At 64.6% G+C, this 25,130-nt stretch carries 19 protein-coding genes; 12 read left to right on the top strand and 7 right to left on the bottom strand.

The window, feature by feature from the left end:
• Positions 1-214: 214 nt before the first annotated feature.
• The gene (locus GEV06_18850; GenBank protein MPZ19950.1) at positions 215-3,481 is read right to left on the bottom strand and encodes a hypothetical protein; all 3,267 of its coding nucleotides are present in this window, start codon (positions 3,479-3,481) and stop codon (positions 215-217) included.
• A gap of 358 nt (positions 3,482-3,839) precedes the next feature.
• Here GEV06_18850 and GEV06_18845 point away from each other — a divergent pair, with 358 nt between their 5' ends.
• Positions 3,840-5,069, top strand: coding sequence for an amidohydrolase/deacetylase family metallohydrolase (locus GEV06_18845; protein ID MPZ19949.1), 1,230 nt, complete (start codon positions 3,840-3,842; stop codon positions 5,067-5,069).
• Here the strand turns inward: GEV06_18845 and GEV06_18840 are convergent.
• On the bottom strand, positions 5,066-6,358 hold the full coding sequence (locus GEV06_18840) for an aminotransferase class V-fold PLP-dependent enzyme (protein MPZ19948.1): 1,293 nt from the start codon (positions 6,356-6,358) through the stop codon (positions 5,066-5,068). The genes GEV06_18845 and GEV06_18840 overlap by 4 nt on opposite strands.
• Positions 6,359-6,813: 455 nt before the next feature.
• Between GEV06_18840 and GEV06_18835 the strand changes: the two genes are divergently transcribed.
• The gene (locus GEV06_18835) at positions 6,814-7,920 is read left to right on the top strand and encodes a hypothetical protein (GenBank protein MPZ19947.1); all 1,107 of its coding nucleotides are present in this window, start codon (positions 6,814-6,816) and stop codon (positions 7,918-7,920) included.
• A gap of 86 nt (positions 7,921-8,006) precedes the next feature.
• Positions 8,007-8,645 (top strand): hypothetical protein, encoded by a 639-nt coding sequence (locus GEV06_18830; protein MPZ19946.1) that lies wholly within the window; start codon positions 8,007-8,009, stop codon positions 8,643-8,645.
• A 70-nt stretch (positions 8,646-8,715) separates the two neighbouring features.
• Here GEV06_18830 and GEV06_18825 read toward each other — a convergent pair whose 3' ends face one another.
• The 3 genes from GEV06_18825 to GEV06_18815 form a co-directional block, all read right to left on the bottom strand.
• Complete coding sequence (locus GEV06_18825) at positions 8,716-10,101, bottom strand: FAD-binding protein (GenBank protein ID MPZ19945.1); 1,386 nt, start codon at positions 10,099-10,101, stop codon at positions 8,716-8,718.
• A gap of 350 nt (positions 10,102-10,451) precedes the next feature.
• Positions 10,452-11,414: an EamA family transporter gene (locus GEV06_18820; GenBank protein ID MPZ19944.1), complete on the bottom strand. Its 963-nt coding sequence runs from the start codon at positions 11,412-11,414 to the stop codon at positions 10,452-10,454.
• 83 nt (positions 11,415-11,497) lie between these two features.
• Complete coding sequence (locus GEV06_18815; GenBank protein ID MPZ19943.1) at positions 11,498-12,289, bottom strand: DeoR family transcriptional regulator; 792 nt, start codon at positions 12,287-12,289, stop codon at positions 11,498-11,500.
• A 157-nt stretch (positions 12,290-12,446) separates the two neighbouring features.
• On the opposite strand from GEV06_18815, the gene GEV06_18810 reads away from it, so the two are divergent.
• The 9 genes from GEV06_18810 (at position 12,447) to GEV06_18770 (ending at position 21,672) form a co-directional block, all read left to right on the top strand.
• Complete coding sequence (locus GEV06_18810) at positions 12,447-13,748, top strand: SIS domain-containing protein (GenBank protein ID MPZ19942.1); 1,302 nt, start codon at positions 12,447-12,449, stop codon at positions 13,746-13,748.
• Positions 13,749-13,776: 28 nt separating this feature from the next.
• Positions 13,777-14,700: a carbohydrate kinase gene (locus GEV06_18805; GenBank protein MPZ19941.1), complete on the top strand. Its 924-nt coding sequence runs from the start codon at positions 13,777-13,779 to the stop codon at positions 14,698-14,700.
• Positions 14,589-15,629 carry a hexose kinase gene (locus GEV06_18800; protein MPZ19940.1) on the top strand — a complete coding sequence of 347 codons (1,041 nt, stop codon included), beginning with the start codon at positions 14,589-14,591 and terminating at the stop codon, positions 15,627-15,629. Before GEV06_18805 ends, GEV06_18800 begins: the two co-directional genes overlap by 112 nt.
• Before the next feature lie 53 nt (positions 15,630-15,682).
• The gene (locus tag GEV06_18795) at positions 15,683-16,471 is read left to right on the top strand and encodes a c-type cytochrome (GenBank protein MPZ19939.1); all 789 of its coding nucleotides are present in this window, start codon (positions 15,683-15,685) and stop codon (positions 16,469-16,471) included.
• Positions 16,468-16,902, top strand: coding sequence for a hypothetical protein (locus GEV06_18790; protein MPZ19938.1), 435 nt, complete (start codon positions 16,468-16,470; stop codon positions 16,900-16,902). The genes GEV06_18795 and GEV06_18790 overlap by 4 nt, the downstream gene beginning before the upstream one ends.
• Positions 16,881-18,113: a PQQ-binding-like beta-propeller repeat protein gene (locus GEV06_18785; GenBank protein ID MPZ19937.1), complete on the top strand. Its 1,233-nt coding sequence runs from the start codon at positions 16,881-16,883 to the stop codon at positions 18,111-18,113. The genes GEV06_18790 and GEV06_18785 overlap by 22 nt, the downstream gene beginning before the upstream one ends.
• 31 nt (positions 18,114-18,144) lie before the next feature.
• Positions 18,145-19,215 (top strand): TonB-dependent receptor plug domain-containing protein, encoded by a 1,071-nt coding sequence (locus GEV06_18780; protein ID MPZ19936.1) that lies wholly within the window; start codon positions 18,145-18,147, stop codon positions 19,213-19,215.
• Entirely contained in the window at positions 19,115-20,446 is a 1,332-nt protein-coding gene (locus GEV06_18775; GenBank protein ID MPZ19935.1) for a TonB-dependent receptor, read from the top strand. Before GEV06_18780 ends, GEV06_18775 begins: the two co-directional genes overlap by 101 nt.
• A gap of 158 nt (positions 20,447-20,604) precedes the next feature.
• The gene (locus GEV06_18770) at positions 20,605-21,672 is read left to right on the top strand and encodes a beta-propeller fold lactonase family protein (protein MPZ19934.1); all 1,068 of its coding nucleotides are present in this window, start codon (positions 20,605-20,607) and stop codon (positions 21,670-21,672) included.
• 58 nt (positions 21,673-21,730) lie between these two features.
• On the opposite strand, the gene GEV06_18765 is transcribed toward GEV06_18770, so the two are convergent.
• Both GEV06_18765 and GEV06_18760 read right to left on the bottom strand, forming a co-directional pair.
• Entirely contained in the window at positions 21,731-23,023 is a 1,293-nt protein-coding gene (locus GEV06_18765; protein MPZ19933.1) for a hypothetical protein, read from the bottom strand.
• A gap of 24 nt (positions 23,024-23,047) precedes the next feature.
• A complete protein-coding gene (locus tag GEV06_18760; protein ID MPZ19932.1) occupies positions 23,048-24,424 on the bottom strand; it encodes a twin-arginine translocation signal domain-containing protein in 1,377 nt (458 codons plus the stop codon).
• Between the last annotated feature and the right edge of the window lie 706 nt (positions 24,425-25,130).

The following is a 25,130-nucleotide window of genomic DNA, read 5'->3' as shown; positions in this document are numbered from 1 at the left end:
TCAATCAAGGATCACGACGAAACGCCGCCGCGAACGCCACACCGTCGCGATCAACGTGGTCAGCACACGCGCGACATCCGGGTACGAGAGCAGGCTGTGCTGCATTTCGCCGGCTAGAAGGGAAGCTGAAGATGCGCGTCTGACGAAAACGTTCCCACGGAGATCACGTCGATCTCCGTGGGAATCCTGGCGGGCAAAGCGAGGCGGGCTCGCGTCAGAAGTAGTACTTCGCCACGAGCTGCACGACACGCGGATCGGAGACCGTCGTGGTGATGGTGCCAAACTGCGTGCTCTGGATGTTCGCAGTCGGCGGTCCGAAATTCGGATGGTTGAGCGCGTTGAACAGCTCGCCGCGAATCACGAAGTACTGCCGGCCGAGCGTGAGGAAGCGCTTGCTGACGGAGAGATCGACGTTCCAGTAGCCGGGTGCGCGCAGAATGCCCACACCGGCATCGCCGAACTGGCCGAGCGGCGCCGACTCGAACGCGGACAGATCGATCCAGCGCTCGAGGGTCGGGTTGTCCACCTCACCGCGGCCAATCCGATTGGGCCGCTCGGGTGAGCGCGAGGCTTGCAGCGACGGGTTCGCGCCGTCGGTCACCGTGATCGGATAGCCACTGTGAGCGGTCACCGCGAAGCTCGCTGCCCAGCCGCCCGCAACCGCGTCGAACGCGCGGTTCCAGTCGCTGCCAAACCTGCGCTCCCGGCCGAACGGCAGGTCGTAACTGCCGGCCAACGAAAAGACGTGCCGCGCGTCGAAGAACGCCGGCCCGTAGTTGGCCTCGATGTCGTAGCTGTTCATGGGATACGCGCCCTCGGCGGCCGTGAAGCTTCCCGCGCCGTAGTAGCCGCGGTTGTTCGACATGGCCTTGCCGTACGCGTAGTTGGCGACGAAGTCCAGCCCCTCCCACAGCCGCTGCTTGAACGTCGTCTGCAGCGCATGGTAGTTGGCGCGCCCTCGCGACGCTGTCGTGCTGATGGACGCGATGTCCGGGTTGAAGGGATAGAGTGGCCGTCGCTCCTGGACTGGTGCCCAGGTGTTCGGGTCGCCCGTGCCGGGAAGCGGCTGATTGCCGTCGACCGGCGTGATGAGATGCGTCGAGCGGCTGCCGACGTATCCGATGTTGATGGAGGAGCTCGACCCGATCAAGTACTCGGCGACGGTATTCCACTGCTGCGTAAACTGCGGCCGTACGTTCGGATCCCACGCGCGGAGCTGGCCCGAGGGCCGATCGAGCGCCTGGAGACCCTCGAAGCCTGTCGCGATCGTGCCGGCGCCACTCGTGGCATCGTAGGCCACCTCGGACTCGAAGAAGAACGGTGGGTTGAGCGGTAAGCGCAGGTTGGCGCCCGTGCCTTCCATGTACTGCGTGATGCCATATCCGCCGCGGAACACCCAACGTGCGCCCTGGCGATGGGCAAAGCCCACCCGTGGCTCCCAGCCCTGGTAGTAGGAGTCGTACAGCGCGCGGCTGTTACCGTCCTGTCCCGCGAGAAGCTGCTCGCCGTTCGTCAGATCGAAGTTGGCCTGGCGGTCGTCCTTTTCGACGAGCGGCGACGTATATCCCCACCGCAGGCCGATGTTCAACGTCAGGCTGTCGGTGACCTTGAAGTCATCGGCGGCATAGAACGCGAGGCGATGCTGGAGGTGCGTCCACGGCTCCGACAGCGAGCCGCGCCCCTTCGCGGACACCTGGTCCAGCAGGAAGTCGGCGAAGGGCGCGCCGGTGAAGTTGAAGGCGGTGTAGTCGATGAAGCCATTCTGGCCGTTGTTCGACGAGTAGTACCGCTCCATCTCGTAGTAGTGCCACGACCCGCCGAACTTCAGCGTGTGCCGGCCGCGCACCCACGTTAGCCGCTCGTTGATCTGGAGCACGCGGTTGGCCGTGTTGCTGCCAATCGCGACGTTGCCGATGTTGGACACGGTGTTGCCCATTCGCACTTGGGTCAGGCCGGGAATGGCTTGCGCCCCTCCAATGCCCAGTTGGTTGTTCAGCGCGCCGAGGCCGCGGATGTCGACGGGCTGACTGTTGGCGGCGTTGTCGTTGATGCCGATGAGCAGGTCGTTGACCACCGCGGTGCCGAAGATACGGTTCCAGTTTGCGCCCACGCTCCAGCCGGGATCGTTGGAGGCCGAGGCGAACAACAGCGGCATGACCGTCGCCTCGGGGCGGTCGTCGTGCGCCAGCCGGGAATAGCGCACGTACAGCTTGTCGTGCGACGACGCATTCCAGTCCAGCTTCACGTCGAACTGGTCCGACTCTTCCTTCGACGCGGTCGTGCCCTGGTAGTTGTCGCGGAAGTCGCTGATCGGACGCGAGACATTGGCCCGCGGGTACAGCGACTCGTCGGCAAACAGGTTGCGCGCGAAGGTGCTGAATCGGCTGACGGGAATCTGGTTGTCGGGGAAAGGTTGGCCGGTCAGCGGATCAGAAACCTGGATGCCGCTCGCGAGCAGGCTGCTGAGGTCGCCTCGCCGCCACGCGTCGGGCACGACGGTCGTGAAGGCGTCCGCAGGCGGGGTCTCCTGGCGGGCCCCCTGATAGTCGCCGAAGAAGAACAGCGTGTCGCGCACGATCGGGCCACCAACGGTGCCGCCGAAGATGTCGCGCGAGAACTCCGACTTCGTGCCACCCGCGCGATTGGTGGCCCAGGGCGTCGCCGCCAGCTCGTTGTCGCGCCAATAGACGAACCCGTTCCCGCGGAACTGGTTGGTCCCTGATTTGATCACCATGTTGACGATGGCGCCGGCGACGTTACCCAGCTCGGGTGAGTAGTTGTTCGTCTCGACGCTGACCTGTTCCACCGCGTCGGGACTCGGCTGGTACGCGACGCCGTTGTCGATGGCGTCGTTCGCGTCGACGCCATCGAGCGTGAAGTTGTTCGCCTGCTCACGCTGGCCGTTGGAGAAGGGACGTCCGCCTCTCGTCAGGCTGTTGAACGTGCCCGGACGAGGCGTGGTCGTCCCGGGCGTGAACAGCGTGGCCGTCGCGAGGTTTCGCCCTTGGACCGGCAGCTTCTCGATCTGCTCGCGGTCGAGCGTGTTGCCCACGACCGCGTTCTCCGTCTGGAGCACGGCCCCTGTCGCGGTCACTTCGACCCGCTCCTCGACGGCGCCGAGCTCCAGCGTGAAGTCGACACGCGCCGTCTGTGACGCGGACAACGTGACCGTGGACTGCACGCCCTTGAAGCCCTCCATGTCCACGGCGACGATGTAGGTGCCAATCGGCACGCTCGTCATGACGTAGTTCCCGGCCTCGTTCGTCACACCGGTGTAGGTGATGTTTGTGGCTTGATTGGTTGCGGTGACGGTCAGGCCAGGCACGGCCGCGCCCGAATCATCGGACACAATGCCCGTGACGGTGGCCAAGCCTGTCTGCGCCGTGGCCGTCGTCGAGACGACGAAGCCGGCGAGCGCGGCGAGACAGAGCCGCACTACAAAACACGAACGCGTACACATGGGTAAGCTCCTCTCCTCCATCCAAAGAAGACCGAGAGCGGACCGGGTTCCCCGAGACCCTTTCCTTTTCGTCCGATCTGTCGTACGGTGCAGCCGCGTGGGTGGCAACCTCGCCCTTCGACCGTGCTCATCCCTCGACTTCGCTCGGGATGACCCTGAGCGCTGTCGAAGGGTCGAGGGACGTTCGAGGTTGTCGGCCGTTCCCAAGCGGGAACAACCGATGACGGATTATCCGCGAAAAGCAGAGCCCGGTCTACTCGCAGACCAGCCGTTGCGTGCCGTCCAGCCGCCACGCGCGGCTACTAATCACGAGGGAAGAAGCTTGGCATACCGACACTCATTTCACCGTCGACTACTGGCTTTCCTGGTCCTGATTGTCATGGTTGCTCCGCCACTGCACGGTCAGAACCCTGACTTCGATCTACTGATCAAAGGCGGGCACGTGATCGATCCGAAGAACGGGATCGACGCCGTGATGGACGTCGGCATTGCCGACGGCAAGATTACCGAAGTGGCGGCCGACATCGATTCCTCCCGGGCCGGACGGGTGGCCGACGCCGGCGGCCTGTACGTCGTCCCCGGCCTGATCGACATCCACGCGCATGTCTTCTACGGGACGGAGGACGATGCGTACCTGAGCAACGGCTTCTCGGCCGTTCCCGCCGACAGCTACTCCTTCAGGAGCGGCCAGACGACGTTGGTCGACGTTGGCGGCGCCGGCTGGCGCAACTTCCCGCAGTTCAAAGCACAGGTCATCGACCGCTCCAGGACGCGCGTGCTCTCGTTCATCAACATCGTGGGGTCGGGCATGAAGGGGGGACCGGTCGAACAGAATCTCTCCGATATGGACGCCGCCCTGACGGCAATGCGGATCAGTGAGCATCCGGAGCTGATCGTCGGCATCAAAGTCGCCCACTACAGCGGTCCGGAGTGGGATCCCGTGACACGAGCCGTGGAAGCCGGCCGTGAGGCGGATGTCCCGGTCATGGTCGATTTCGGCGGCCATACTCCGCCGCTTTCGCTCGAGGACTTGCTTCTGAAGTACCTTCGCCCGGGCGACATCCTGACCCACACCTTCGCCCACGTGCGCGGCAGAACGCCGATCGTGGACGAGGAAGGAAAAGTCAGGCCGTACGTCTGGGAGGCGCGTAAGCGGGGCATCATCTTCGACGTTGGCCACGGCGGAGGCAGCTTTCTCTACCGGCAGGCGGTGCCCGCCATGGAGCAGGGCTTCGCTCCCGACGTGATCAGCACCGACCTGCACACTGGCAGCATGAACGGGGGCATGAAGAACATCCTGAACACGATGTCGAAATTCCTGAATATGGGGATGTCGCTCCAGGACGTCATCAAGAGCAACACATCGAGGGCGGCCGAGATCATCAAGCGATCCGATCTGGGTCACCTGAGCGTCGGAGCCGAAGCCGATGTCGCGGTGCTGAACGTCCGGCGCGGCACGTTCGGCTTCATCGATGTGTCCGGCGGCAAGCTCGCCGGCGATCGGAAGCTGGAGTGCGAGCTGACGGTCAAGGGCGGTGAGGTGGTGTGGGATCTGAACGGAATCGCGCATCCTCTCTGGACAGAGGTCCCGGAGCGTAGCCCGGACTAGTGAGGGCCCTTTGCGACCATCTCCTCCATTGCCGCGGCAAACGTATCGATCTCTTCGAGTGTCGTGTAGACGTTCGGTGTGACACGCACGCCTTCGTATTCAGCATGCACGATGGGCGTTGCGATGATGCGCCAGCGCTCCCACAGGCGATCGACGACCTTCGGGGCAGGAATGCCCGCGATCTGCACCGTCCCGATCGCGCACGAATGGCCCGGGTCGAGATTCGTGTGAATGCGAATGCGGGAGGATTGCTGCAGCCGCGTCGCCCAGCGGTCGCGCAAGTAACGTAGCCGCGCCGCTTTGCGCTCGATTCCAATGCCTTCGTGGAAGCTCAGGGCTTCGGCGATGGCATTGTGGTTTGCCGCCGGGTGCGTGCCGATCTCCTCGAATTTCCGGATGTCGCCCGTGTGCTTTTCGGCAGCCGGCGTGAGCGGCCAGAGCGACTGGATGTTCTCGCGCCGCACATAGAGGAAGCCGGTTCCAATCGGCGCCAGCAGCCACTTGTGCAAGCTGGTACCGTAGTAGTCGCAGCCGAGGTCTTCGAGTGTGTATGGGAAGTGTGCGAAGGCGTGGGCGCCGTCCACAATGGTTCGAATGCCGCGCCCGCGTGCCTCGTCGCAGATTCGCCGCACCGGAAAGATCTGCCCGGTCAAATTGGTAATGTGGCAGAAGTGCAGGACCTTCGTCGCAGGCGTCAGGGCAGCGATGAGGCGATCGGCCAGATCGTCCAGCGATGGCGGTGGAACGGGAAACGAGATCTTCTTCACGTTAATCCCATCCCGCCGAGCACGCTGGTCCCAGGTGTCGAGCATCCGACCGTAATCCTGGTTCGTCGTCACGACGTCATCGCCGCGCTTCAACTCGATGCCGAGCTGCGCGATTTGAAGCGCCTCGCTGGCATTCCGCGTAATGGCCATCTCTTCGGCGCTGCAGCCGAATGCCGCGGCGAGACGCCGCCTGACGGTTTCGATGTTCGGCTCCAGGATTTGCCACATGTGGTACACGGGCGCCTGGTTCGACATGTCGAGATAGCGCTTGAGCGCTTCGTGGACGACCCGCGGGCTGGGACAGCAGCCGCCGTTGTTGAGGTTGATCAGTGAGCGATCGAGCGTGAAGGCCTGCTGGATCTCGCGCCAGTAGTGCTCGTCAGCGGCAACATCCGCGGGCGCACGTCCTTCGATCGCTCGTCCTGCAGCAGCCACCCGTTCGATGCCACGGTCGGTGAAGGCGGCAACCGCCGCCACGCTGGCCGCTCCGCTCGTTCGTAGAAATGCGCGTCGGCTGAACATTCAACGCTCCGCTCATGCTCTGCGTACCTGCAAGGTTTTGCGCAAACCGCACCGTGAAGCGATCCTACCCTACCGTTGAAGCTTGGGGAGTGCCATCGAGCGCTTGCCAAATCGAGCTCAGCAGTAGAGAATGATGCTGCAGCGTTCGAGTCAGTCTCCTCCCCGCACGTCAACCCGAGACCGATCACCGCCGTGGATGTCGTCCGTCGCCTAGCCGCACATAGGACGCTTGCCGCCGTTCCTCGCGAACAGCTCGCCTGGGTGGCCTTGCACGGGCGTCTGCGCCTCCTCTCCGCCGGCCAAGTCGCAGCGCCGGAGATGGGCCCGATGGAGGACCTGTGGGTCGTCCTGTCCGGGCGTCTGTGCATCCGCGTGAATCGCGGCGCTGGGCCGCGCAAGGTGACGTCACGGGTCTGCTGCCGTACTCGCGTCTGGGCTCCCCGCCAGGGAATGTGATGGCCGAAGAGTCGACCGAGATGGTGGTTGTGTCCGCGGAGCACTTCCCGGCCATGATCCGCGAGTGTTACGACCTGACGAGGATTCTCGTCCATGTGATGCTCGATCGTGCCCGGCGTTTCACGTCGAGCGACCTCCTCGACGAGAAGATGCTGTCGCTCGGCAAGCTGGCGGCGGGCCTCGCCCACGAGTTGAACAACCCTGCCTCGGCGGTGGCACGCAGCGCGGACGGGCTCGCGAACCGTCTCTCCGAGATAGAGCGGACATCACGCGCGATCGGCGCCGCGAGACTTCCGCCGCCCCAGCTCGCCCTCGTCGAACGGGCGCTCGAGATGTGCCGGAACGTTGCCACCACATCCATCCGATCGCCGATCGAGCAGGCTGACCGAGAGGACGACATCGCTGATTGGCTGACCGCACACGGCGCCGATGTTGGCGCCGCCGAGGCGCTGGCGGACACACCGATGACACTGGAGGAGCTCGACGAGCTGGCCGCCGCGCTGAGCAGTGACACGCTCGATCTGGCCATCCAAGCGGTGACGGCCGGCTGCACGACCAAGAAGCTCGCCAAGGAGATCGAAGCGGCCGCCTCACGGATCCACACGCTGGTCGCGGCCGTGAAGGGGTTCACATACATGGACCAGGCGACGGCTGCCAAGCCCGTGGATCTCGGTCAAGGCCTCCGCGACACGCTGGCCGTGCTCGCCGCAAAGGCGCGCGCGCGATCCGTGGGCGTGACCATCGACGTCGAACCAGGTCTCCCGCTCGTTCAAGGGCTTGGCGGTGAGCTGAATCAGGTGTGGGCGAACCTGATTGACAATGCGCTCGACGCTGCTCTCTCATCCGGTCATGTGAGCGTGTCGGCCGCCCGCGAGGGGCGCTTCGTGGTCGTCCGGGTCGTCGATGATGGCCCCGGCATCCCCGCCGTGACCCTGGAGCGCATCTTCGAGCCGTTCTTCACGACGAAGCCCGTGGGGCAGGGCACGGGACTGGGCCTCGACATCGCGCGGCGGCTCGTCAAACAGCACGATGGCGAGATCGGCGTGCTGTCGCGGCCGGGACACACGGAGCTTCGCGTGACGCTGCCCGCCGCACGTGTCTCGTAAGCACCATCGGACTTTCACGTGGCCAAACCCGTCATTCTCACCGTCGACGATGACCCCGAGGTGTTGAGCGCGATCGAGCGCGACCGATGCTGGACGTGCCGGGCGTGGCGCCGCTGGTCGGCGCCGGCATCTACTACGGCGCCGCAACGACGGAGGCAGCCATCTATCGCGGCCGAGACGTGTGTGTCGTGGGCGGCGCGAACTCAGCCGGCCAAGGGGCGCTCTTCTTCACGCGCTATGCACGGCGAGTTGTGGTGCTCGCACGCCAGAAGAGTCTCTCCGTGTCGATGTCGCAGTACCTGGTCGACAGGATCGCGGCGACGACGAACATCGACGTGCTCGCGCGGGTCGAGGTGACGGGCGCCTGCGGGAACGGCCACCTCGAGCAGGTGACGATCTGTAACCTCGACACCGGCCAGCCAGGAAGCATCGATGTCGACGCGATGTTCATCTTCATCGGCGCCGCACCGAGGTCCGACGTGGTGTCCGCTGTCGTCGAATGCGACGAGAAGGGATTCATCCTGACAGGTCCAGACCTGTTCCGATCCGGCCGCAAGCCGCGCGGCTGGACGCTGGATCGCGATCCGTTCTTCTTCGAGACCAGCATGCCCGGCGTGTTCGCGGCCGGCGACGTACGGGCTGGCAGCAACCGGCGCGTCGCCTCGGCGGTGGGCGAGGGCGCCGCCGCGATTTACACGATTCACCGCTATCTCGAGACCGTCTGAACCGGCCCGGTATCGCACACCGAAGGTGGGTGAGCCACCACCCAACGCACTGAACAGCCCGGACCTGCTGTTACGCGTGCACCGGCTGGATGTTCTGGTTGACCCGGAAGAGATTGTCAGGGTCGTACGTTGCTTTGACAGACACCAGGCGGCGGTAGTTGTCGCCGTAGGTCGCCTCGACCCGGCCCTCCGCCTCGTCATCCATCATGAAGTTGACGTAGGCGCCCTCGAGATTGTATGGGTGGACCGCCTTCCAGTACATGCGCCCCCATGCCTTGAGCGCGTCAGCGCCGTTCCGGTCCGAATCAATCCCTGCAATGACCATCGACCACCGCGCGTCGCGTGTGCTCCAGGCGGTTGCGTCCTTGGCCACGCGCTCGACAGCCCCATCGATGGGGTAGAGGTGCATGAGCGAGAGCTCGGTTGGCGCCCGAGCCGCCTGCGCGATGTGCACGTCGATGACTTGGTCGGGAAGCGACTGGACGAAGTCGCCCTTCCAATACCACTGCAGCCCCTTGGGAAAGAACGGATCGAAGAGCGCCTGCATCGCGGGGAACGGTATCGCGCTCATCCAGTTGAACATCGGCGGCGGCACGGCCTCGAGCAGCGGCGCCATAGCCCGTTCGCCGTCTGCCGCCGAGCCGTTGTAGCTGGCGATCACCGCGCAGGCGCGCTTACCCCAGGAGTCCCTGGGGAACGGGTCCATCGACGGCACCGTCTTGAGGCCCACGAAGGCGCCGAGCTCCTCGGGCGCCGACGCCAGGAAGTCGCGATAGGTTTGCATGACTACTCGTGCGTCGATGGCATCCCAAAAGATCGGGCCAGCGTAGACCATGCCAACCGGATGCGCCCGGAAGAGGAAGCTGGTCACGACGCCGAAGTTGCCGCCGCCGCCGCGAAGCGCCCAGAAGAGATCGGGATGTTGATCCTCGCTGGCCGTAACGAAGCGTCCGTCGGCAAGCACGACGTCCGCCTCCAGGAGGTTGTCGATGGTGAGGCCGTACTTGCGCGTGAGATACCCGGTGCCGCCGCCGAGCGTGAGGCCAGCCACACCGGTCGTGGAGACGATGCCGAAGGGGACCGCCAGGCCGAAGGGGTGAGTGGCATGATCGACATCGCCGGACGTGCACCCAGCATCGACACGGACGGTCCGACTCGCCGGATCGACGCGCACGCTCCTCATCATCTCCAGATCGATCACCAGCCCATCGTCACAAGAGCCGAGCCCCGGTCCGTTGTGCCCGCCGCCGCGGATCGCGATGAGCAGACCCTGCTCGCGGCCGAAGCGGACCGCCGTGATGACGTCGGCAACGTCTACGCAGCGGGCTATCAACCGCGGACGCTTGTCGATCATGCCGTTGTAGAGAGAGCGCGCCGTGTCGTAATTGGCGTCGCCAGGACGAACGAGCTGCCCGCGAAGGTTCTTCTGGAAGGTTGAAACGATCTGGTCAGTCATGGATTGCACTCCAGGGAGGCTCGTGCCGCGATCGGTCACGTGTAGATTGTCTTTGGGAGGGAAAACGATTCTAGCAGGGGTTGGGCCCGCTGCGCCAGCGCGATGATCGCGAGGTGGCAATCGCGGCGAGAAAAAGGGGTCCCCGATGCCCGTTGCGCGTCGCCATTTTTGGGCGCCGAGGAGGATTAGCGCTCAGGGGCCGATCGCGACGCGAGCCGGGTGACCGTCACGGCGCGTGGGTTGCGTTTGCTTTCCATTGTGCGGCGGGAGCCGGAGGTATGCGCCCGATGCGCCAGGCTAAAGCCCCGCCCTACCGTCCGTACCGCTGACTACACAAATGAGGCGTGGGACTAAAGGCCTGCGTTGCGGGTATCAACGGGGCGGGTCGACGATTCGACCTCGACGGGCGGGTGCTCTGCGTCGGCTCCCGGCGATTCCGTGGCGAAGAGATAGATCGCCAGCACGGCGCAGAGCATGCCGATCGTGTGATACATCGACGGCAGCTCCCGGTAGATCAGCAGCGAGAGGACAATTGTGATGACCGGCGCGAGCGCCGTCATCGGCACGACGATGATGGCCTTGCCGTAACGCATGGCGTACACGAGACTGAGCGCCCCTGCAGCATTGAGGATGTGCACGAGCGCGGCGAGATACGGTCCGCGGAGACCCCAGTTGATGGGTGCGCTGAAATCAGTCATCAGCAGCGCGACCGGCACGAGCAGCACAGCGGTGAGCGCCATGTAGAAGAAGATGCCCTCGGCGCTCATGTCGTCCTGCGCCTTCTTCAAGACAAAAGCCTGGGCGCCCCACATGAAGAGCACCGTGACGGCCAGCAGCAGCCAACCGTAGCCGGTCGTTCCACCACTCGTGGGCTCGACGTACGAGAGCAGCACGATTGCCGGAAGCGCGAGCACAATGCCAGCGAGCGGTCGGCCTTCCGCACGCTCGCGAAGCAGCGTGACGGAGAGGACGATCGTGACCAGCGGGTAGAGCGAGATGATAGGAAAGACGAGATATGCCGGACCGGATCGCAGCGCCTGGAACAAGAGGAGCTGGCCCCCAGCACCGAGAAAGCCGATTGCGCCACCGAGCAGCAGCGCACGCCCATCGGAGTCCACACGGCTGTGCGTATTGCGCAGGGCTACCGCGGCGCACGGAATCATCGTGAGCGCCCAGACCGCGTAGCCAAGCGTGGCTGGAAAGCCCGCGTGCTCCGGGATCTCGATGAACGCGCCCCAGATGCCCCACGCCACGGTGGTGAACGTCGCGTAGAAGAGCCAGCCTCGGGGTTTGCGATTGCGAGGGCGTGTCATGGTTGACGGTGTCTGCGAGAAACGGGGACAGCCCCCGTTTTCCAACATACGAAAAACGGGGGCAGCCTCGTTTTCGCCGTTTCTCAGACCGCCATCACGTCGACGCTTCGGGCGCGCAGCGCCGAGACGGTCTCGGGAGGCACGCCGTCATCAGTGATGACCCGATGAATACTGTCGATCTTGGCGATGAGCGAGAGGCTGCGGCGACTGAACTTGGTGGAGTCGGCCACGATCGTTGTCTCTCTGGAGACGCGAATCATGAGCGCGTTGAGCTGGGCCTCCAGGACGTCTGGCGTCGTGGGGCCAAGCTCCGCATCGAATCCATCGACGCCAAGGAAGAGCCGCTCGGCGTTGAGACCCTGCAGCGCCTGCTCGGCATGCGGCCCGACCAGGGAATAGGACAACGGCCGAAGAATGCCGCCGAGCATGATGACGCGCACCTGCGGGACGCTGGCCAACTGCATGGCAATGTTCAAGGCGTTGGTAATGACCGTCAGCGACTTGAGATTGAGCAGCTTGAGATGCCGGGCCACCTCCGCCGTCGTCGTGCCCGAGTCGAGGATGATCGTCTCGTTCTCACGAACGAGCTGCGCGGCGGCACGCCCGATGCGGGACTTCTCCGCCCGCCGCAAGGTCTCCTTGACGTCAACCGGCACGTCGCGGTCGCCCTCGAGCGGCGCCAGCGCGCCGCCGTGAGACCTGACCACCGCTGACACTTCCGCCAACGCGTCGAGATCGGCGCGAATCGTCACGGCCGAGACATTGAAGCGCTGGACGAGCTCGTGAACGGTGGCGCGCTTCTGCTGCCCGACCAGATCGACGATCTGTCGCCGCCGCTCTTCCGTCATCAGACGGGCTCCACTTGGCGCCGGCATTGGGTGTAACCTTTCGCTTGGTTGCTGCTATTGTTTTCTACCTGTTTACTATATCCTGTGTTAACTTGTTTTATAGTCTTACGATGCGAACCTGTCAAGCAAGACCCCCAAGCAGGACGCTTGTGCCTGTCAACGCTGTGTCCGGAGCCGATGCCCCATGCCTGAGACGACGCGCAGGCGAGCGGTAAGCGATGCGCCGCTCGCGCAACCGGCGGAGCCCACCTCGATGCAGCCGCCCGATGCCGCAGCGGTCGAGCTCGGAGCCCGGGTTGCCTCGTTCGCCGCGCTGCTGGACAGGCCGGTCGAGGCGCAGCACGCAAGTGGTTACTATCACACGCTGCGCGAGATCTGTCAGCAGCCGGGCACCTGGCGCCGGACGGCGGCCGCCATGGTGCAGCGGCGCGACATCCTCGTAGGCTTCCTGCAGGATGCCTCTGCACAAGGCCCGGCCGGCGCGATCCTCGTGACGGGATCCGGAAGCTCGTTCTACGGCGCGGAGTGCCTGTCGTGGTGCTTGCATGGCGCGCTTCCTCGGCCGGTCGTCGCGGTGCCGGCGGGGCAGCTGCTCACCGACGGCGTCCGCCATCTGCCCGTGGAGCGCCCCTCTTTGATGATCTCGCTCGGCAGGTCAGGCAACAGCCCCGAGAGCTCCGCTGCGATCGACCTGCTCCTCGAGACCGAGCCAGAGTGCCGCCATCTCATCATCACGTGCAACCAAGAGGGACGCCTGGCGCAGCGATACCAGCGCGATCCGCGCGCGCTGGCCGTTGTGCTCGATGATGCGACGTGCGATAGAAGCTTGGTGATGACCAGCAGTCTCACCAACATGTTGGCCGCTGGCAGGTTTCTCGGCTCGCTCGATGCGCCCGATTCGTACATCTCACGCATCGAGGGCCTCGCGGCAGCGGCGACCCAGCTCTTACTGCAGCACGCGGATGCGCTCGCGCGCATTGCTCGCGATGGCTTCCGGTCTGCCGTCTTCCTTGGCAGTGGCTCGATGTATGGTGCAGCGCGCGAAGCCGCCCTCAAGATGCTCGAGATGACCGCCGGACAGATGCCGACGATGGCCGAGACGTATCTGTCGCTGCGGCATGGACCCATGAGCGCGGTCCACGATGGCACGGTGCTGCTTTGCTTCCTGTCCTCGGATCCGGTGACGCGCGCCTACGAGATGGACGTCATCCGTGAGATGGATCAGAAGGACCTCGGGCTGCTGAAGGTGATCGTCGGACGGGGACTCGCCACCGATTGCGCTCGAACGCCAGCTGTTGTCATCAACGTCTCCGACGAACATGCGTTGCGAGACGACGACCTGCCGCTGCTCGAGATGCTCGCGGGGCAGCTCATGGCGTTCTTCTCGTCGCTCCACGTCGGCTGCGAGCCGGATCGGCCCTCCAGAAACGGTGCAATCGCCCGTGTCGTAGCGTCATTCGACATTCATCGGCGCACGCAGACCTAAGGTGTGCGCTGCGAGTCTCGATCACTCAATGAAGCGAACTCTGGTCGTCGGCGAGCTCAACGTCGACTTGGTGCTCCACGGCGTCAATAGCTATCCCACGCCCGGCCACGAAGTGTTTGCCGAGAGCTGCGCGCTCACGCTCGGCAGCGCCTCCGCGATCTTCGCCGTCGGCCTGGCCAAGCTGGGGAATCCAGTATCGTTTGTCAGCACGGTCGGGCGCGACGGCTGGGCAGACTACTGCCTGGACATATTGCGTCAGGCGGGCATAGACGTCTCGCGCATTACACAGGACGGCTCGCTTCAAACAGGGATGACGGTGTCCATTCCGTTCGACGGCGACAGGACGCTCGTCACGTTCGCGGGCGCCAGCCGCGTCCAAACCGACGCGGGGCTGGGCGAGGAGGTCCTCTCGCAGTTCGCGCATCTGCACGTGTCTTCCTACTTCCTGCAGACAGGGCTTCGTCCGTGCTGCGCGCGGCTATTTGCGCGAGCGTCCAGTCTTGGCCTCACCTCGTCACTCGACCCAGGATTCGATCCACGCGAGCGTTGGGGTGATGACCTGGTCGACCTGCTTCGGCTCACCGACATCTTTCTTCCCAACGAGGTGGAGCTCGCCGCCGTGACCGGATGCCGCGACCACCTCGAAGGACTACGGAAGCTCGATAATGGGCGCACGGTGACGGTCGTCAAGCTTGGTGCGAAGGGATGCCTGGCGCTGTCTCACGGCGAGCCGCTCCACGTGCCTGCGTTTCCAATCGACGCCGTAGACTCGACCGGCGCGGGCGACTCGTTCAATGCGGGCTTCCTCCACGGCTGGCTGCGCGGACGCTCCTTGGAGGAATGCATGCGGCAGGGGGCCGCGTGCGGTGCGCTGTCAACGCTTGGTCTGGGCGGCGTGACGAGTCAGCCGGACGCGAGCCAACTGGGCGACTTCTTGCGGGCCTCGTCGTGATCACCGTTGCAGGCTTCAACACCGCGATCGACAAGCAGATCGACGTCGACCTCCTGGAGATCGGCGGCGTCACGCGGACACGGAATGTCCAGGCGCTGCCGGGCGGCAAAGGGCTGCACGTCGCGCTTGCCGTTGCAGCGCTTGGAGAAGAGGTCCGTCTCGTCGGCTGCGTAGATGAACGGAGCGACGAAGAGCTCAGGTCGTTTCTCGAAGCTCGCGGCGTCGCCTTCCACGGCGTGCGGATAGAGGGCACGCTTCGCACCTGTCTCGCGATCAGGGATCGCGAGGGCCGAGTGACGGAGATTCTGGAACCGGGCCCAGCGCTGCGTGAGGCAGAGCGAGAGTCACTGACATCGTGCTTTCTCGAGTGCTGCAAGGGAGCAGACGTGGCGGTGCTTTCGGGAAGCTTGCCGCCCGGGCTCGACGCGAGCACGTACGCACGTCTTGGCCGCACGCTCGCCGAGCGCCGCATCCGGTGCCTCGTCGATGCGAGCGGCGCCGCGCTGCGCGAGGCGGTCAGCGCGGGCGTCTTTGCGATCAAACCGAACATCGCGGAAGCGGCAGCCTTGATCGGTCGTTCCCTCGCTGGTAAAGAGGATCTCGTGGATGCCGTCCATGAGCTGCAGCGCCGGGGCGTGGAGCTAGTCGTGGTGTCGGCTGGCGAGCTGGGCGTCGTTGCCGCCTGGCATGGCCGGACGTGCCTCGTCTCGGCACCGAGCGTGCGCGAGATCCGCAACACCGTAGGCGCTGGCGACTGTCTCGTCGGTGGATTGGCTGTCGGCCTGGCCCGTCAGGCGCCCATGGAGGAGGCCCTCCGCCTCGGCGTGGCCTGCGGAAGCGCCAAGCTGCTGTGCGAAGAGACCGGGTTCGTTCGCCGGGAAGACATCGAACGGCTTCTGCCAGAGGTCGTCATTCGCTGGATGGATTAGGGCCTTACAATCACTTTCTAAAGGTTTCCTTGTAAGCCCAGGGAGGTGAGACAGTGACACCTTGGCGAGGCGCGGGGGCGGCTTTTGTCCTGTTCCTGCTGGTGAGCGGTCCGCTGGTGGCGCAGGAGCGGCCGGAGGTAGAGCTGTATTCGGCGGAAGAGGTCAGCGCGGGGGCGGAGCTCTATCAGACGTATTGCGCGCTGTGCCACGGGGCGCGGGGGGACGCGCTTCCGCCCCTGGATCTGCTGCGCGGCAAGTTCCTTCGCCAGAACATGAGCGATGAGCGGCTCACCGAGGTGATGATCAAGGGCTCCGAGGGCGGCGCCATGCCGCCCTCGAACGTGAGCGATGCAGACGCAGAGAAGATTGTGGCATTCCTGCGATCAGAGGCGCTTGGCGGGACGCTCACGCTGCCTGCTGGCGATGCGCAGGGGGGGAAGGCGCTTTTTGCCGGCAACGACTGCTTCACCTGCCATCGCGTGCAAGACCAGGGATCGTACGCCGGTCCCGATCTGACGGACCTCGGGACGCGAGGGCGCACGATGGACGAGCTGAAGCGCTCGATGCTGGAGCCGGACGCCGAGATCGCCCCTGAGAACCGCGTCATTCAACTGGTCACCCGCGAGGCCGAGACCGTGAGAGGAACGCTCCTCAACCAGGATGCGTTCAGCCTTCAGCTACGAGACACGAACGGGCAGCTTCGGTCGTATCAGCGAGCAGACGTCGGTGAGCTGTCGTTCGTGGAGAAGGGCTTGATGCCTTCCTATCGAGGAAAGCTGAGCGAGCAGGAGGTCATCGACATCATTCACTATCTCGTCGCCGAACAGGAGGGCCAGCCATGAGACTCCCGACCGCCGCGGTGGCCGTCTGTCTTCTCGTGGGCTCCGTTCAAGCGCAGGTGAGCTATGAGCGGATCCGGCATGCCTCCAAGGAGCCGCAGAATTGGCTGACCTACTCGGGGACGTACGATAGCCACCGCTACAGCGCGCTGGACCAGATTACGACGGACAACGCGAAGAACCTGCAGCTGCAATGGGTCTATCAACCGGGTTACATCCTGGACCGAGGCTATTCGGCCACGCCGCTCGTGGTGGACGGCGTGATGTACACGGTCCAAGCAGACGAGGTGGTGGCGCTCGACGCCGCCACGGGCCGCATCTTCTGGACCTATCGGTATGAGTCGAACCCCACGCGAAGTACTGGCTCAAGGTCGCCAAGGGTGTCGCCATTCTCGGCGACACCGTGTACTGGGTGGCGATCGATGCGCGCCTGATTGCCATCGACGCAAAGACAGGGCGCGAGCGGTGGAACACGCTGCTCGCGGAGACGGAAGAAGGCTATTCGGTGACGCTTGCGCCGTTGGCCGTGGATGACAAGATCCTGGTCGGTGTCGGGACCAACGAGTGGGGGAAGAACTGCTGGTTGAGCGCGCACGATCCGGCGACGGGGAAGGAGCTCTGGCGCTTCAACACGATTCCCCAGCCAGGCGAGCCGGGCAACGAGAGCTGGGGTGGCGACTCCTGGAAGCATGGCGGTGCGCCGCTGTGGGTGACTGGCGCCTACGATCCCGAATTGAACGTGACGTACTGGGGAACGGGGAATCCCAACCCGGGATGGAACACCGAGCCGCGGCCCGGAGACAACCTCTATACGAACTCGGTCGTTGCCGTGGATGTCGCGACCGGCAAGCTGAAATGGCACTATCAGTTCACACCTGGCGATCCTTTCGATCACGACTCGGTGCAGGTGCCGGTGCTGGTCGACGCGGAATGGGAAGGCGAGCCGCGGAAGCTGATGCTGTGGGCCAATCGCAACGGCTTCTTCTACGTGCTGGATCGCGCCACCGGCGAGTTTCTGATGGCCAAGGCGTTCGTCACACAGAACTGGAACATCGGCTTCGACGAAAAGGGTCGCCCCATCCGCGCCCCCGGGTCACAATCGAGCCCGGAAGGCACGTTGATCGAACCTGGCACGCAAGGCGGCACGAACTGGTACTCGCCGTCGTACAGCCCGCGCACCGGTTTGATCTATGTGCCCACGTGGGACAATTACAGCTCCGTGTCGTACTCAGCGCCCGCGAAGTACGTGCCAGGGGAGAAGTATGCCGGCAGGGGCGGGCCGCCTCCCGGCTCGCGGCGAGAGGTGCGCGTGCGTGCGGCCGTCCGGAAGGAAGAAGAGGGATACGGCGCCATTCGAGCGTTGGATCCACGCACCGGCGAGAAGAAGTGGGAATTCAAGATGCCCAACTATACTGAGGGCGGCGTTCTCACGACGGCCGCCGACGTGCTCTTTGGGGGCGGAATGGACGGCACCTTCGTCGCCCTCGACGTGCGCAGTGGTGTCGTTTTGTGGAGGACGAATCTTGGCGGCACGGTGGGGAGGAGCGGTCCGATGACGTACGCCGTGGGTGGCCGCCAGTACGTCGCGGTGCCTGGCGGCAACGCGCTGTACGCCTTCGCGCTGCCCGAGTCGGCGCGTCAATGAAGAGACGAGGACGAGACCACACGCCTTTCCGATGATTGTCCGTTGCCTGCCTCTCATCGCGTTGCTGTTGGCGACCATTCCTGCCGCAGCAGCGCAGGATCCAGACCAGGCACCGCAGGCGCAGAGCTCGCAGGCTCCACGTTATCAGCAGACCATCGAGGTGGTTGGCGTCACACCGATCCATGGGATCGGCCTTCCGAAGCTGAAGATTCCAGCCAACGTCCAGGTGCTCACCCCAAGCGCCAGGGCCGTTTCGCGGGCCGCTCCGCAGGCCGAGCTGCCGTCGCTTTTCGCCGAGCGCGCCATGGGCATGCAGCTGAGCGAGGTACAGGGCGGCACGTTCCAGCCGGATCTGCTCTTCCGCGGCTTCACCGGATCGCCGCTGCTCGGCGGCGCCCAGGGGTTGGCCCTGTACCAGGACGGCGTGCGGATCAACGAGCCGTTCGGCGACACGGTGAGCTGGGACACGATCCCGGTGGCGGCGATTGCCAGCGTGAACGGCATCCCTGGCTCGAATCCGCTCTTTGGGCTCAATACACTCGGTGGCGCGCTGAGCATCCAAACAAAGGATGGGTTCACGCACCCTGGTCATAGCGCGTCCTTCACGCTGGGCTCGTTCGGCAGGAAGACGCTCGAGGTGTCGTCCGGTGGTCGGCGCGGCTCGCTGGCGTACTTCGCGGCCGGCACGCTGACAGACGAGGATGGGTGGCGCGACTTCTCACCCTCATCGGTGCGTCGCGTGTACGGCGACGTCGCGTGGCGCGACAAGGTCCACCTCGTCCAGGTCAGCGTCACCGCGGCGAGCAACGACGTCATCGGCAACGGTGCGGTGCCCGAGCAGCTCCTCACAACCAACAGGCGCGCCGTGTTCACACATCCAGACGCCACCGACAATCGCATGCTCATGGCGACCGTGCGCGCGCGCCGCGTGCACTCCGATCGGACGCGTCTGGACGCCGTTGCGTACTATCGCGACGGAAGCGTCGACACCTTCAACGGCGATGCGGCAGACGAGGAGGACGAGGAGGAGGAGGAGGAGGAGGAGACAGAGGAGGAGACAGAGGAGGAGACAGAGGAGGAAGGGGTGCTGGACGAGGATTGACGAGCTGGCGTTCGATGGTGTCAATAGCCTGAGCGACACGCGGACCAACGCCTCCGGCGTCAGCGCACAGCTCACGCACACGGCGCCGATGCTCGGCCGCGAGAACCACTTGATCGTGGGTGGCGGCCTCGATGCCGGCGTCACGCGCTTTGCCTTTGCGTCAGAGTGGGCGCATCTCACGCCGGACCGCGGCACCATCGGCACGGGGCTGTTCGAAGACGAGGCGGCGGTGGGGCTTCGCAGCCGCATGGTGAACGGCAGTGTCTTCCTGACCAACACGTGGTCGATGACCAGCACGATCGCCGTCACCGCTTCGGCTCGCGCAAACTGGTCGACAATGGCCCTCCGCGACCAGATAGGCACCGCGCTCAATGGAGACCATCGCTTCGCGCGCGTCAATCCAGCCGCCGGCGTGACGTATCAGCTCAGGCCCGCGATCAACCTGTATGGCGGCTACAGCGAGTCGTCACGGATTCCAACGGCTGTGGAGCTGACCTGCGCCGACCCGGAGGACCCGTGCCGGCTTCCAAACGCGTTCGTGTCCGATCCGCCGCTCGAGCAGGTCGTCGCTCGGACGTGGGAGGGCGGTGTGCGAGGTACGACGGGAGCGCTGGAGTGGACCATTGCGACGTTCTCCACCTCGTCTCGCGACGACATCATCTTTGTCAGCAGCGGCGCGCTCCGCGGTGAAGGGCACTTCGAGAACGTCGACCGGACCTCCAGGCGCGGTCTCGAGGCTGGCGTCGAGGCGCACGGCGCGCTGTTTCACGCGTTCGGCAGCTACAGCCTCCAGAATGTCAGGTTCGGAACCGATCTACAGATCGCCAGCCAACAGCATCCCGAGGCGGCATCGGGTGAGATCGAGGTTGAAGCCGGCAGTCGTTTTCCAGGCGTGCCGCTGCACACCGCAAAAGCCGGTGTGGAGGCGAGCGTCGGACGACTCGAGCTGGGCGGCGTCCTTCATGCGCAATCGTCGCAGTTCTACCGGGGAGACGAGGCGAACCGGCTCGCGCCATTGGATGGCTTCTGGCTACTGAACGCCAGCGCGCGGTACTGGATCACACCAGAGCTTGCCGCCTCGGTGACCGTGCACAATGTCTTCGACGCGGAGTATCAGACATTTGGCGTGCTTGGTGACGCGTCTCTGCTGGGTGCAGACTTCGATGACAGGCGGTTCGTGAGCCCTGGGGCTCCGCGTACCGCCTGGCTCAGCATCGACGTCAGATTCTGAGCCTCTTCAGGCCGTAGCGCAGGCCTTCAGGCCTGCCCATGTGTCGTGCCGCTGTTGGCAGGCCTAAAGGCCTGCGCTACGAGTACGGTGTGCAGTTTCGGCATTCGAGTGTAGGCCCGACTTTAGGTCGGGCGCGTCCAAGGCAATAAGGGGTAACGATGCGCTTATTGCATGGCTTTGTTATTGGTGCCGTGCTCGCGGCGATGGGTTGCGGCGGGAGTGCCGGAGAGCCGACAACGACGAATGCGCGTGCCGAGGCGCAGGATCGGCCCGGCGCGTATCGCATCTACGTCACCAACGAGATGTCGGGCGATCTGAGCGTCATCGACGGCGCAACGCACGAGGTCATTGCCACGGTGCCGCTTGGAAAGCGGCCACGCGGCATCCACGCGAGCCCCGATCGCCAGACGATCTACGTCGCGCTGAGCGGTTCGCCGATCTCGCCGCCCGGCGTGGACGAGTCGACGTTGCCGCCCCCGGATAGAAGCGCAGACGGTATCGGCCGGTTCAACCTTCAGGCGAACGAGCTCGAGAAGGTGTTGGAGTCCGGATCGGACCCGGAAGAGTTCGACCTCAGCCCGGACGGACGCCTGCTCTATATCTCCAACGAGGACAAGGCCGAGGCGAGCATTCTCGACACGGCCAGCGGCAAGATCATCAAGGCGCTGCCGGTGGGCGAGGAGCCGGAAGGGGTGACGACCAGCCCCGATGGGAGCGTGGTGTACGTCACGTCGGAAGGTGACCATGGCGTGGCCGTTATCGATACGGCCAAGGCGGAGGTCATCGCAAACGTGCCGGTCGGCCTGCGCCCGCGCGACAGCGCCTTCCTACCGGACGGATCGAAGGCGTACGTGACGTTGGAGAACGAGGCGGGTGTCGCCGTCGTAGACCCACGGAGTCACAAGAAGATCAAGACCATCAAACTGGGTGCGCCAACGCTGAGACCGATGGCGATTGCGCTTTCGCCAGATGCAGCGGAAGCGTATGTGAGCACCGGCCGTGGCGGCCAGGTCGTCGTCTTTGACACGGCATCAGACGAGGTGACCGCCTCCTTCGAGGTGGGTGAGCGCCCATGGGGCATTGCCGTGTCGCCGGACGGCCGATACCTCTACACCGCCAACGGGCCCTCGAACGACGTCTCGGTCGTCGACCTCGCCAAGCGAACCGTCATCAAGAAGATCGAGGTGGGCGACCGTCCGTGGGGAGTGATTACCGTCGAGCGGTGAGCCCGGCGGCCCTTCCACGCGATGGTAGGGCGCGCGCGCTACGTGTAGGAAAGAGCTATCAAGTCAGGAGCCATCGCGATGCGGCCTTCCACTTACCCTTGGTGAAATCGGGGAAGTCCACGGGGCGTCCGTTCATGGCGACCGACTGCTCCGACAGCGGCGAGATGACGCTCGACGTCACTGAATCGTACACGTCCCAGTCGGGCATCCTGTCTTCGCGAAGCGCCGCGATCATGCGATGCCATTCGATGGGCGTCCGCCGCGAGGCGCCACCGTGTCCCCGGAGGGCGGCGCGGCGCGGTGCGGGGCTGTAGCTCTTGAGCACCGGGTGCTGGTACTCCTCGACGTATTTCGCGGCGGGCTCCCACTGATGGCTCTCCGGGCTGCGGCCCTCGATGTAGATGCGCGACTCCTGCGTCTCCACGTAGTGCGGCGACCACCACACGCCCTTGGTCCCCTGAAGGCGATAGAAACCGCGTGGATGCGGCGTGTTGGTGTCGAAGTTCAGCGTGACCATCTTGCCCCCGGCCGTACGGATCAGCGTGACGTTGTAGTCGCCCTGCGCCATCGGCTTGGTCGCATACGGATGATCCTTGCCGTAGTAGAACCTCGCGAACTCATTGAGCATGATCGCCTTCGAGCTCATTGACACGAGATACTCGAAGCAGTCGCCGTGATTGATGTCGAGCTGCGGCATCATGGCGCTCATCGGATGATCCGGGTACTGATTGCCGTTGCGCTCGACGGAATGGTGCAGGCGCCACGGCTCGCGCTCAGGGTCGAACTTCACGAGCCGAAGATCGTGCACGTATCCGCCTTCGGCGTGGCGAATCTCGCCGAAGAGGCCTTGCTGCACCATGTGGGTCACGGCCAGGCTGCGGAACCCTTCGACGCCAAGCGTGGCCCACTTACCGGTGCGCTCGAAGGTCTCGATCAGCTCCCAGCCCTCATCGACCGTCAGGACGAGCGGCACCTCCATGATCGCGTGCTTGCCGTTCTGCATGGCCGCGCGCGCGACCGGCACGTGCCATTCCCACGAGGTGGCGCAGAGCACGGCGTCGAGCTCCTCCTTCTCGCAGAGGCGCTCGAAATCGGTCTCGCTGCGGTTGTAGAGACGCGGTGTGGGACGACCGGATTCCTCCACCCACCGCTTTGCCTGGTAGAGATTCGCGTTGCTGATGTCGCACAGGCACGGCACCTCCACCCCCTCGATGCCCAGGGCAGCATCGAGGTGGAAGGAGCCGCGCCCGCCGACGCCGATGAATCCAAGCTTGATCGGCCGATCCGTTCCGCGCGGAGACTGCGCGGAAAGGGTCTTCAGAAAGCTCCTGCGATCCGTCGAGGTGCCCATACGCGTCTCTTTTCGCTTCCCAGGTCAGACGTACGCCACGAAATTGAACAGGTCGAGACGCGGCCGGCTTTGCCACTTGCCTCGGGTGAAGTCCGGAAAGTCGACCGGCTTGCTCCTGTTGGCGACGGACTTCTCCGTCAACGGAGAGATGACGCTCGAGGTGACCGAGTCGTACACGTCGAAGTACGGCATCTCGTCCCGGCGCAGCGCCTCGACGAGCAGGCTCCAGGTCAGCGGCGTTCGCCTGGCGCCGCTGCCGTGCCCGCGTATGGCTGTGCGCTCCGGTGGGTCGTACGCCTTGATGAGCGGGTGCTGATATTCCTGCAGGTACGGCGTCGCGTCCTCCCACTCGTGCTCTTCCGGGCTGATGCCGTCCAGGTAGATCTTCGGCCCGTCGAGCCCTCGCCCGTTCATGAACACGCCCTTCGACCCCTGCACGCGAACGATGCCCCTGGGATGCGGCGTGTGGGTGTCGTGATTCAATGTCACGACCTTGCCATCGACCGTACGGAGGATGGTCGCGTTGTAATCACCTTGCTTCATCTCCAGCGTGACATTGGGATGATCCGGCGAGTAGTACGTCTTCGCGAACTCGTTGAGCATGCCGGAACGCGTGCTCATGGACATGAGGAAGTCGAAGCGGTCGCCGTGATTGACGTCCAGATACGGCATCACGGTGTTCATGGGGTGATCCGGGTAGAGGTTGCCGTTGCGATGAATCGAGTGCCAGAGACGCCACGGCTCTTCCTCCGGATCGTGCATCACGAGTCGGAGGTCGTGGATGTAGCCGCCCTCGGCGTGAATGATCTCGCCGAGGACGCCTTCCTTGATCATGTTCAAGACGGCCAGGTTCATCCCGTCGCTGGATTCGAGCAGCACCTGCTCGAGCGCGAGCGTGGCCCATTTCTTGGTCTTCTCGAAGGTCTCAATCAGCTCCCACGCCTCGTCTACCGTGAGGACGATGGGGACCTCGCTCACGGCATGCTTGTCGCTTCGCATGGCCGCCAGGCACACTGGTGTGTGCCACTTCCAGGAGGTGGAGCAGATGACGGCGTCGAGCGCCTCGGTCTCGCACATCCGCTGGAAGTCCGTCTCGCCGCGGCCATAGAGGGTGGGCTCGCCGCGGCCCGACTCTTCGACCATCTTCTTCGCGTTCTGCAGCCGATCCTCTCGGATCTCGCAGAGCGCTGGGATTTCCACGCCCTCCATCCCGAGCGCGCAGTCGAGGTGGTACGTGCCCCTTCCCCCGATACCAACGAAACCGAGCCGGATCGGTTTCGCAGAGGGACTGGCAGCGGTTGGCACCTGAGCGCGCGACGCGGTGCCGGACGCGAGGGTCGCGCCGCCTGCCGCGACGGCAGAGGCCTTCAAGAATGCTCTCCGGTCGATGTGAGTATCCATTAGAAGCTGAAGCGCATACCGAGGCGGACCGCTCGCGGACCGACGTCGGTGTCGAAGATCTGCATGAAGGTGTCGTCGGTCAACGAGTGCGTCGTTTCAGGCCTCGTGAAGACCGGGTGATTGAAGACGTTGAACGCCTCGACGCGAAGCTCGAGGTTGCGCGTGCCGCCCATCGGGAACCTCCGGAAGACCGAGAGGTCCGTGTTCCAGCCGCCGGGTCCGCGGACGGAGCTGCGGCCGCTGTTGCCAAAGCGCACACCCTCGGGCTGCTCCCACGCGCTCGGATCATAGTACGGGCCATCGTCACCAATGTTCCCGAGCTTCTGAGGGTCTCCTACCTGATCAGCCGTCTGCTCGTTGCCAGGCATGTTGATCGAGATGCCGCTGTTGGCGGTTACCGTAAAGGGTAAGCCAGTGTAGGCGTAGAAGACCCCGTTCACCTGCCAGCCATCGGCCAGTGCCTTGGTGAGACCTGTGGCGTTCCGCGCGAATGGCAGCTCGTACAGGAATCCAAGCTGGAAGACGTGTGTGCGGTCGAACGGCTGCAGCGCATAGTTGCGATGGAGCTGGTTCGGCGCGTTCCAGAAGAGGCTGTCCTGGTCGTCCTCACCGTCGGGCGAGTCGCCCATCGACTTCGACCAGGTGTACGCGCCCTTGAGGAGCAAGCCATTCCTGAACGGTCGATTGATGGCCACCTGGAGGCCGT

Source organism: Luteitalea sp., assembly GCA_009377605.1.
Lineage (GTDB): Bacteria > Acidobacteriota > Vicinamibacteria > Vicinamibacterales > Vicinamibacteraceae > WHTT01.
Note: the sequence above shows the minus strand (reverse complement) of the source record. Positions and strands in the feature narration are given on the sequence as shown.

What these genes read in the sequence shown, in the direction of transcription:
- GEV06_18850 (MPZ19950.1), bottom strand. Translation starts at nt 3,481, where the DNA reads ATGGAGGAGAGGAGCTTACCCATGTGTACGCGTTCGTGTTTTGTAGTG.
- GEV06_18845 (MPZ19949.1), top strand. Translation starts at nt 3,840, where the DNA reads ATGGTTGCTCCGCCACTGCACGGTCAGAACCCTGACTTCGATCTACTG.
- GEV06_18840 (MPZ19948.1), bottom strand. Translation starts at nt 6,358, where the DNA reads ATGTTCAGCCGACGCGCATTTCTACGAACGAGCGGAGCGGCCAGCGTG.
- GEV06_18835 (MPZ19947.1), top strand. Translation starts at nt 6,814, where the DNA reads ATGGCCGAAGAGTCGACCGAGATGGTGGTTGTGTCCGCGGAGCACTTC.
- GEV06_18830 (MPZ19946.1), top strand. Translation starts at nt 8,007, where the DNA reads ATGCTGGACGTGCCGGGCGTGGCGCCGCTGGTCGGCGCCGGCATCTAC.
- GEV06_18825 (MPZ19945.1), bottom strand. Translation starts at nt 10,101, where the DNA reads ATGACTGACCAGATCGTTTCAACCTTCCAGAAGAACCTTCGCGGGCAG.
- GEV06_18820 (MPZ19944.1), bottom strand. Translation starts at nt 11,414, where the DNA reads ATGACACGCCCTCGCAATCGCAAACCCCGAGGCTGGCTCTTCTACGCG.
- GEV06_18815 (MPZ19943.1), bottom strand. Translation starts at nt 12,289, where the DNA reads ATGCCGGCGCCAAGTGGAGCCCGTCTGATGACGGAAGAGCGGCGGCGA.
- GEV06_18810 (MPZ19942.1), top strand. Translation starts at nt 12,447, where the DNA reads ATGCCTGAGACGACGCGCAGGCGAGCGGTAAGCGATGCGCCGCTCGCG.
- GEV06_18805 (MPZ19941.1), top strand. Translation starts at nt 13,777, where the DNA reads ATGAAGCGAACTCTGGTCGTCGGCGAGCTCAACGTCGACTTGGTGCTC.
- GEV06_18800 (MPZ19940.1), top strand. Translation starts at nt 14,589, where the DNA reads ATGCATGCGGCAGGGGGCCGCGTGCGGTGCGCTGTCAACGCTTGGTCT.
- GEV06_18790 (MPZ19938.1), top strand. Translation starts at nt 16,468, where the DNA reads ATGAGACTCCCGACCGCCGCGGTGGCCGTCTGTCTTCTCGTGGGCTCC.
- GEV06_18780 (MPZ19936.1), top strand. Translation starts at nt 18,145, where the DNA reads ATGATTGTCCGTTGCCTGCCTCTCATCGCGTTGCTGTTGGCGACCATT.
- GEV06_18775 (MPZ19935.1), top strand. Translation starts at nt 19,115, where the DNA reads ATGCGGCAGACGAGGAGGACGAGGAGGAGGAGGAGGAGGAGGAGACAG.
- GEV06_18770 (MPZ19934.1), top strand. Translation starts at nt 20,605, where the DNA reads ATGCGCTTATTGCATGGCTTTGTTATTGGTGCCGTGCTCGCGGCGATG.
- GEV06_18765 (MPZ19933.1), bottom strand. Translation starts at nt 23,023, where the DNA reads ATGGGCACCTCGACGGATCGCAGGAGCTTTCTGAAGACCCTTTCCGCG.
- GEV06_18760 (MPZ19932.1), bottom strand. Translation starts at nt 24,424, where the DNA reads ATGGATACTCACATCGACCGGAGAGCATTCTTGAAGGCCTCTGCCGTC.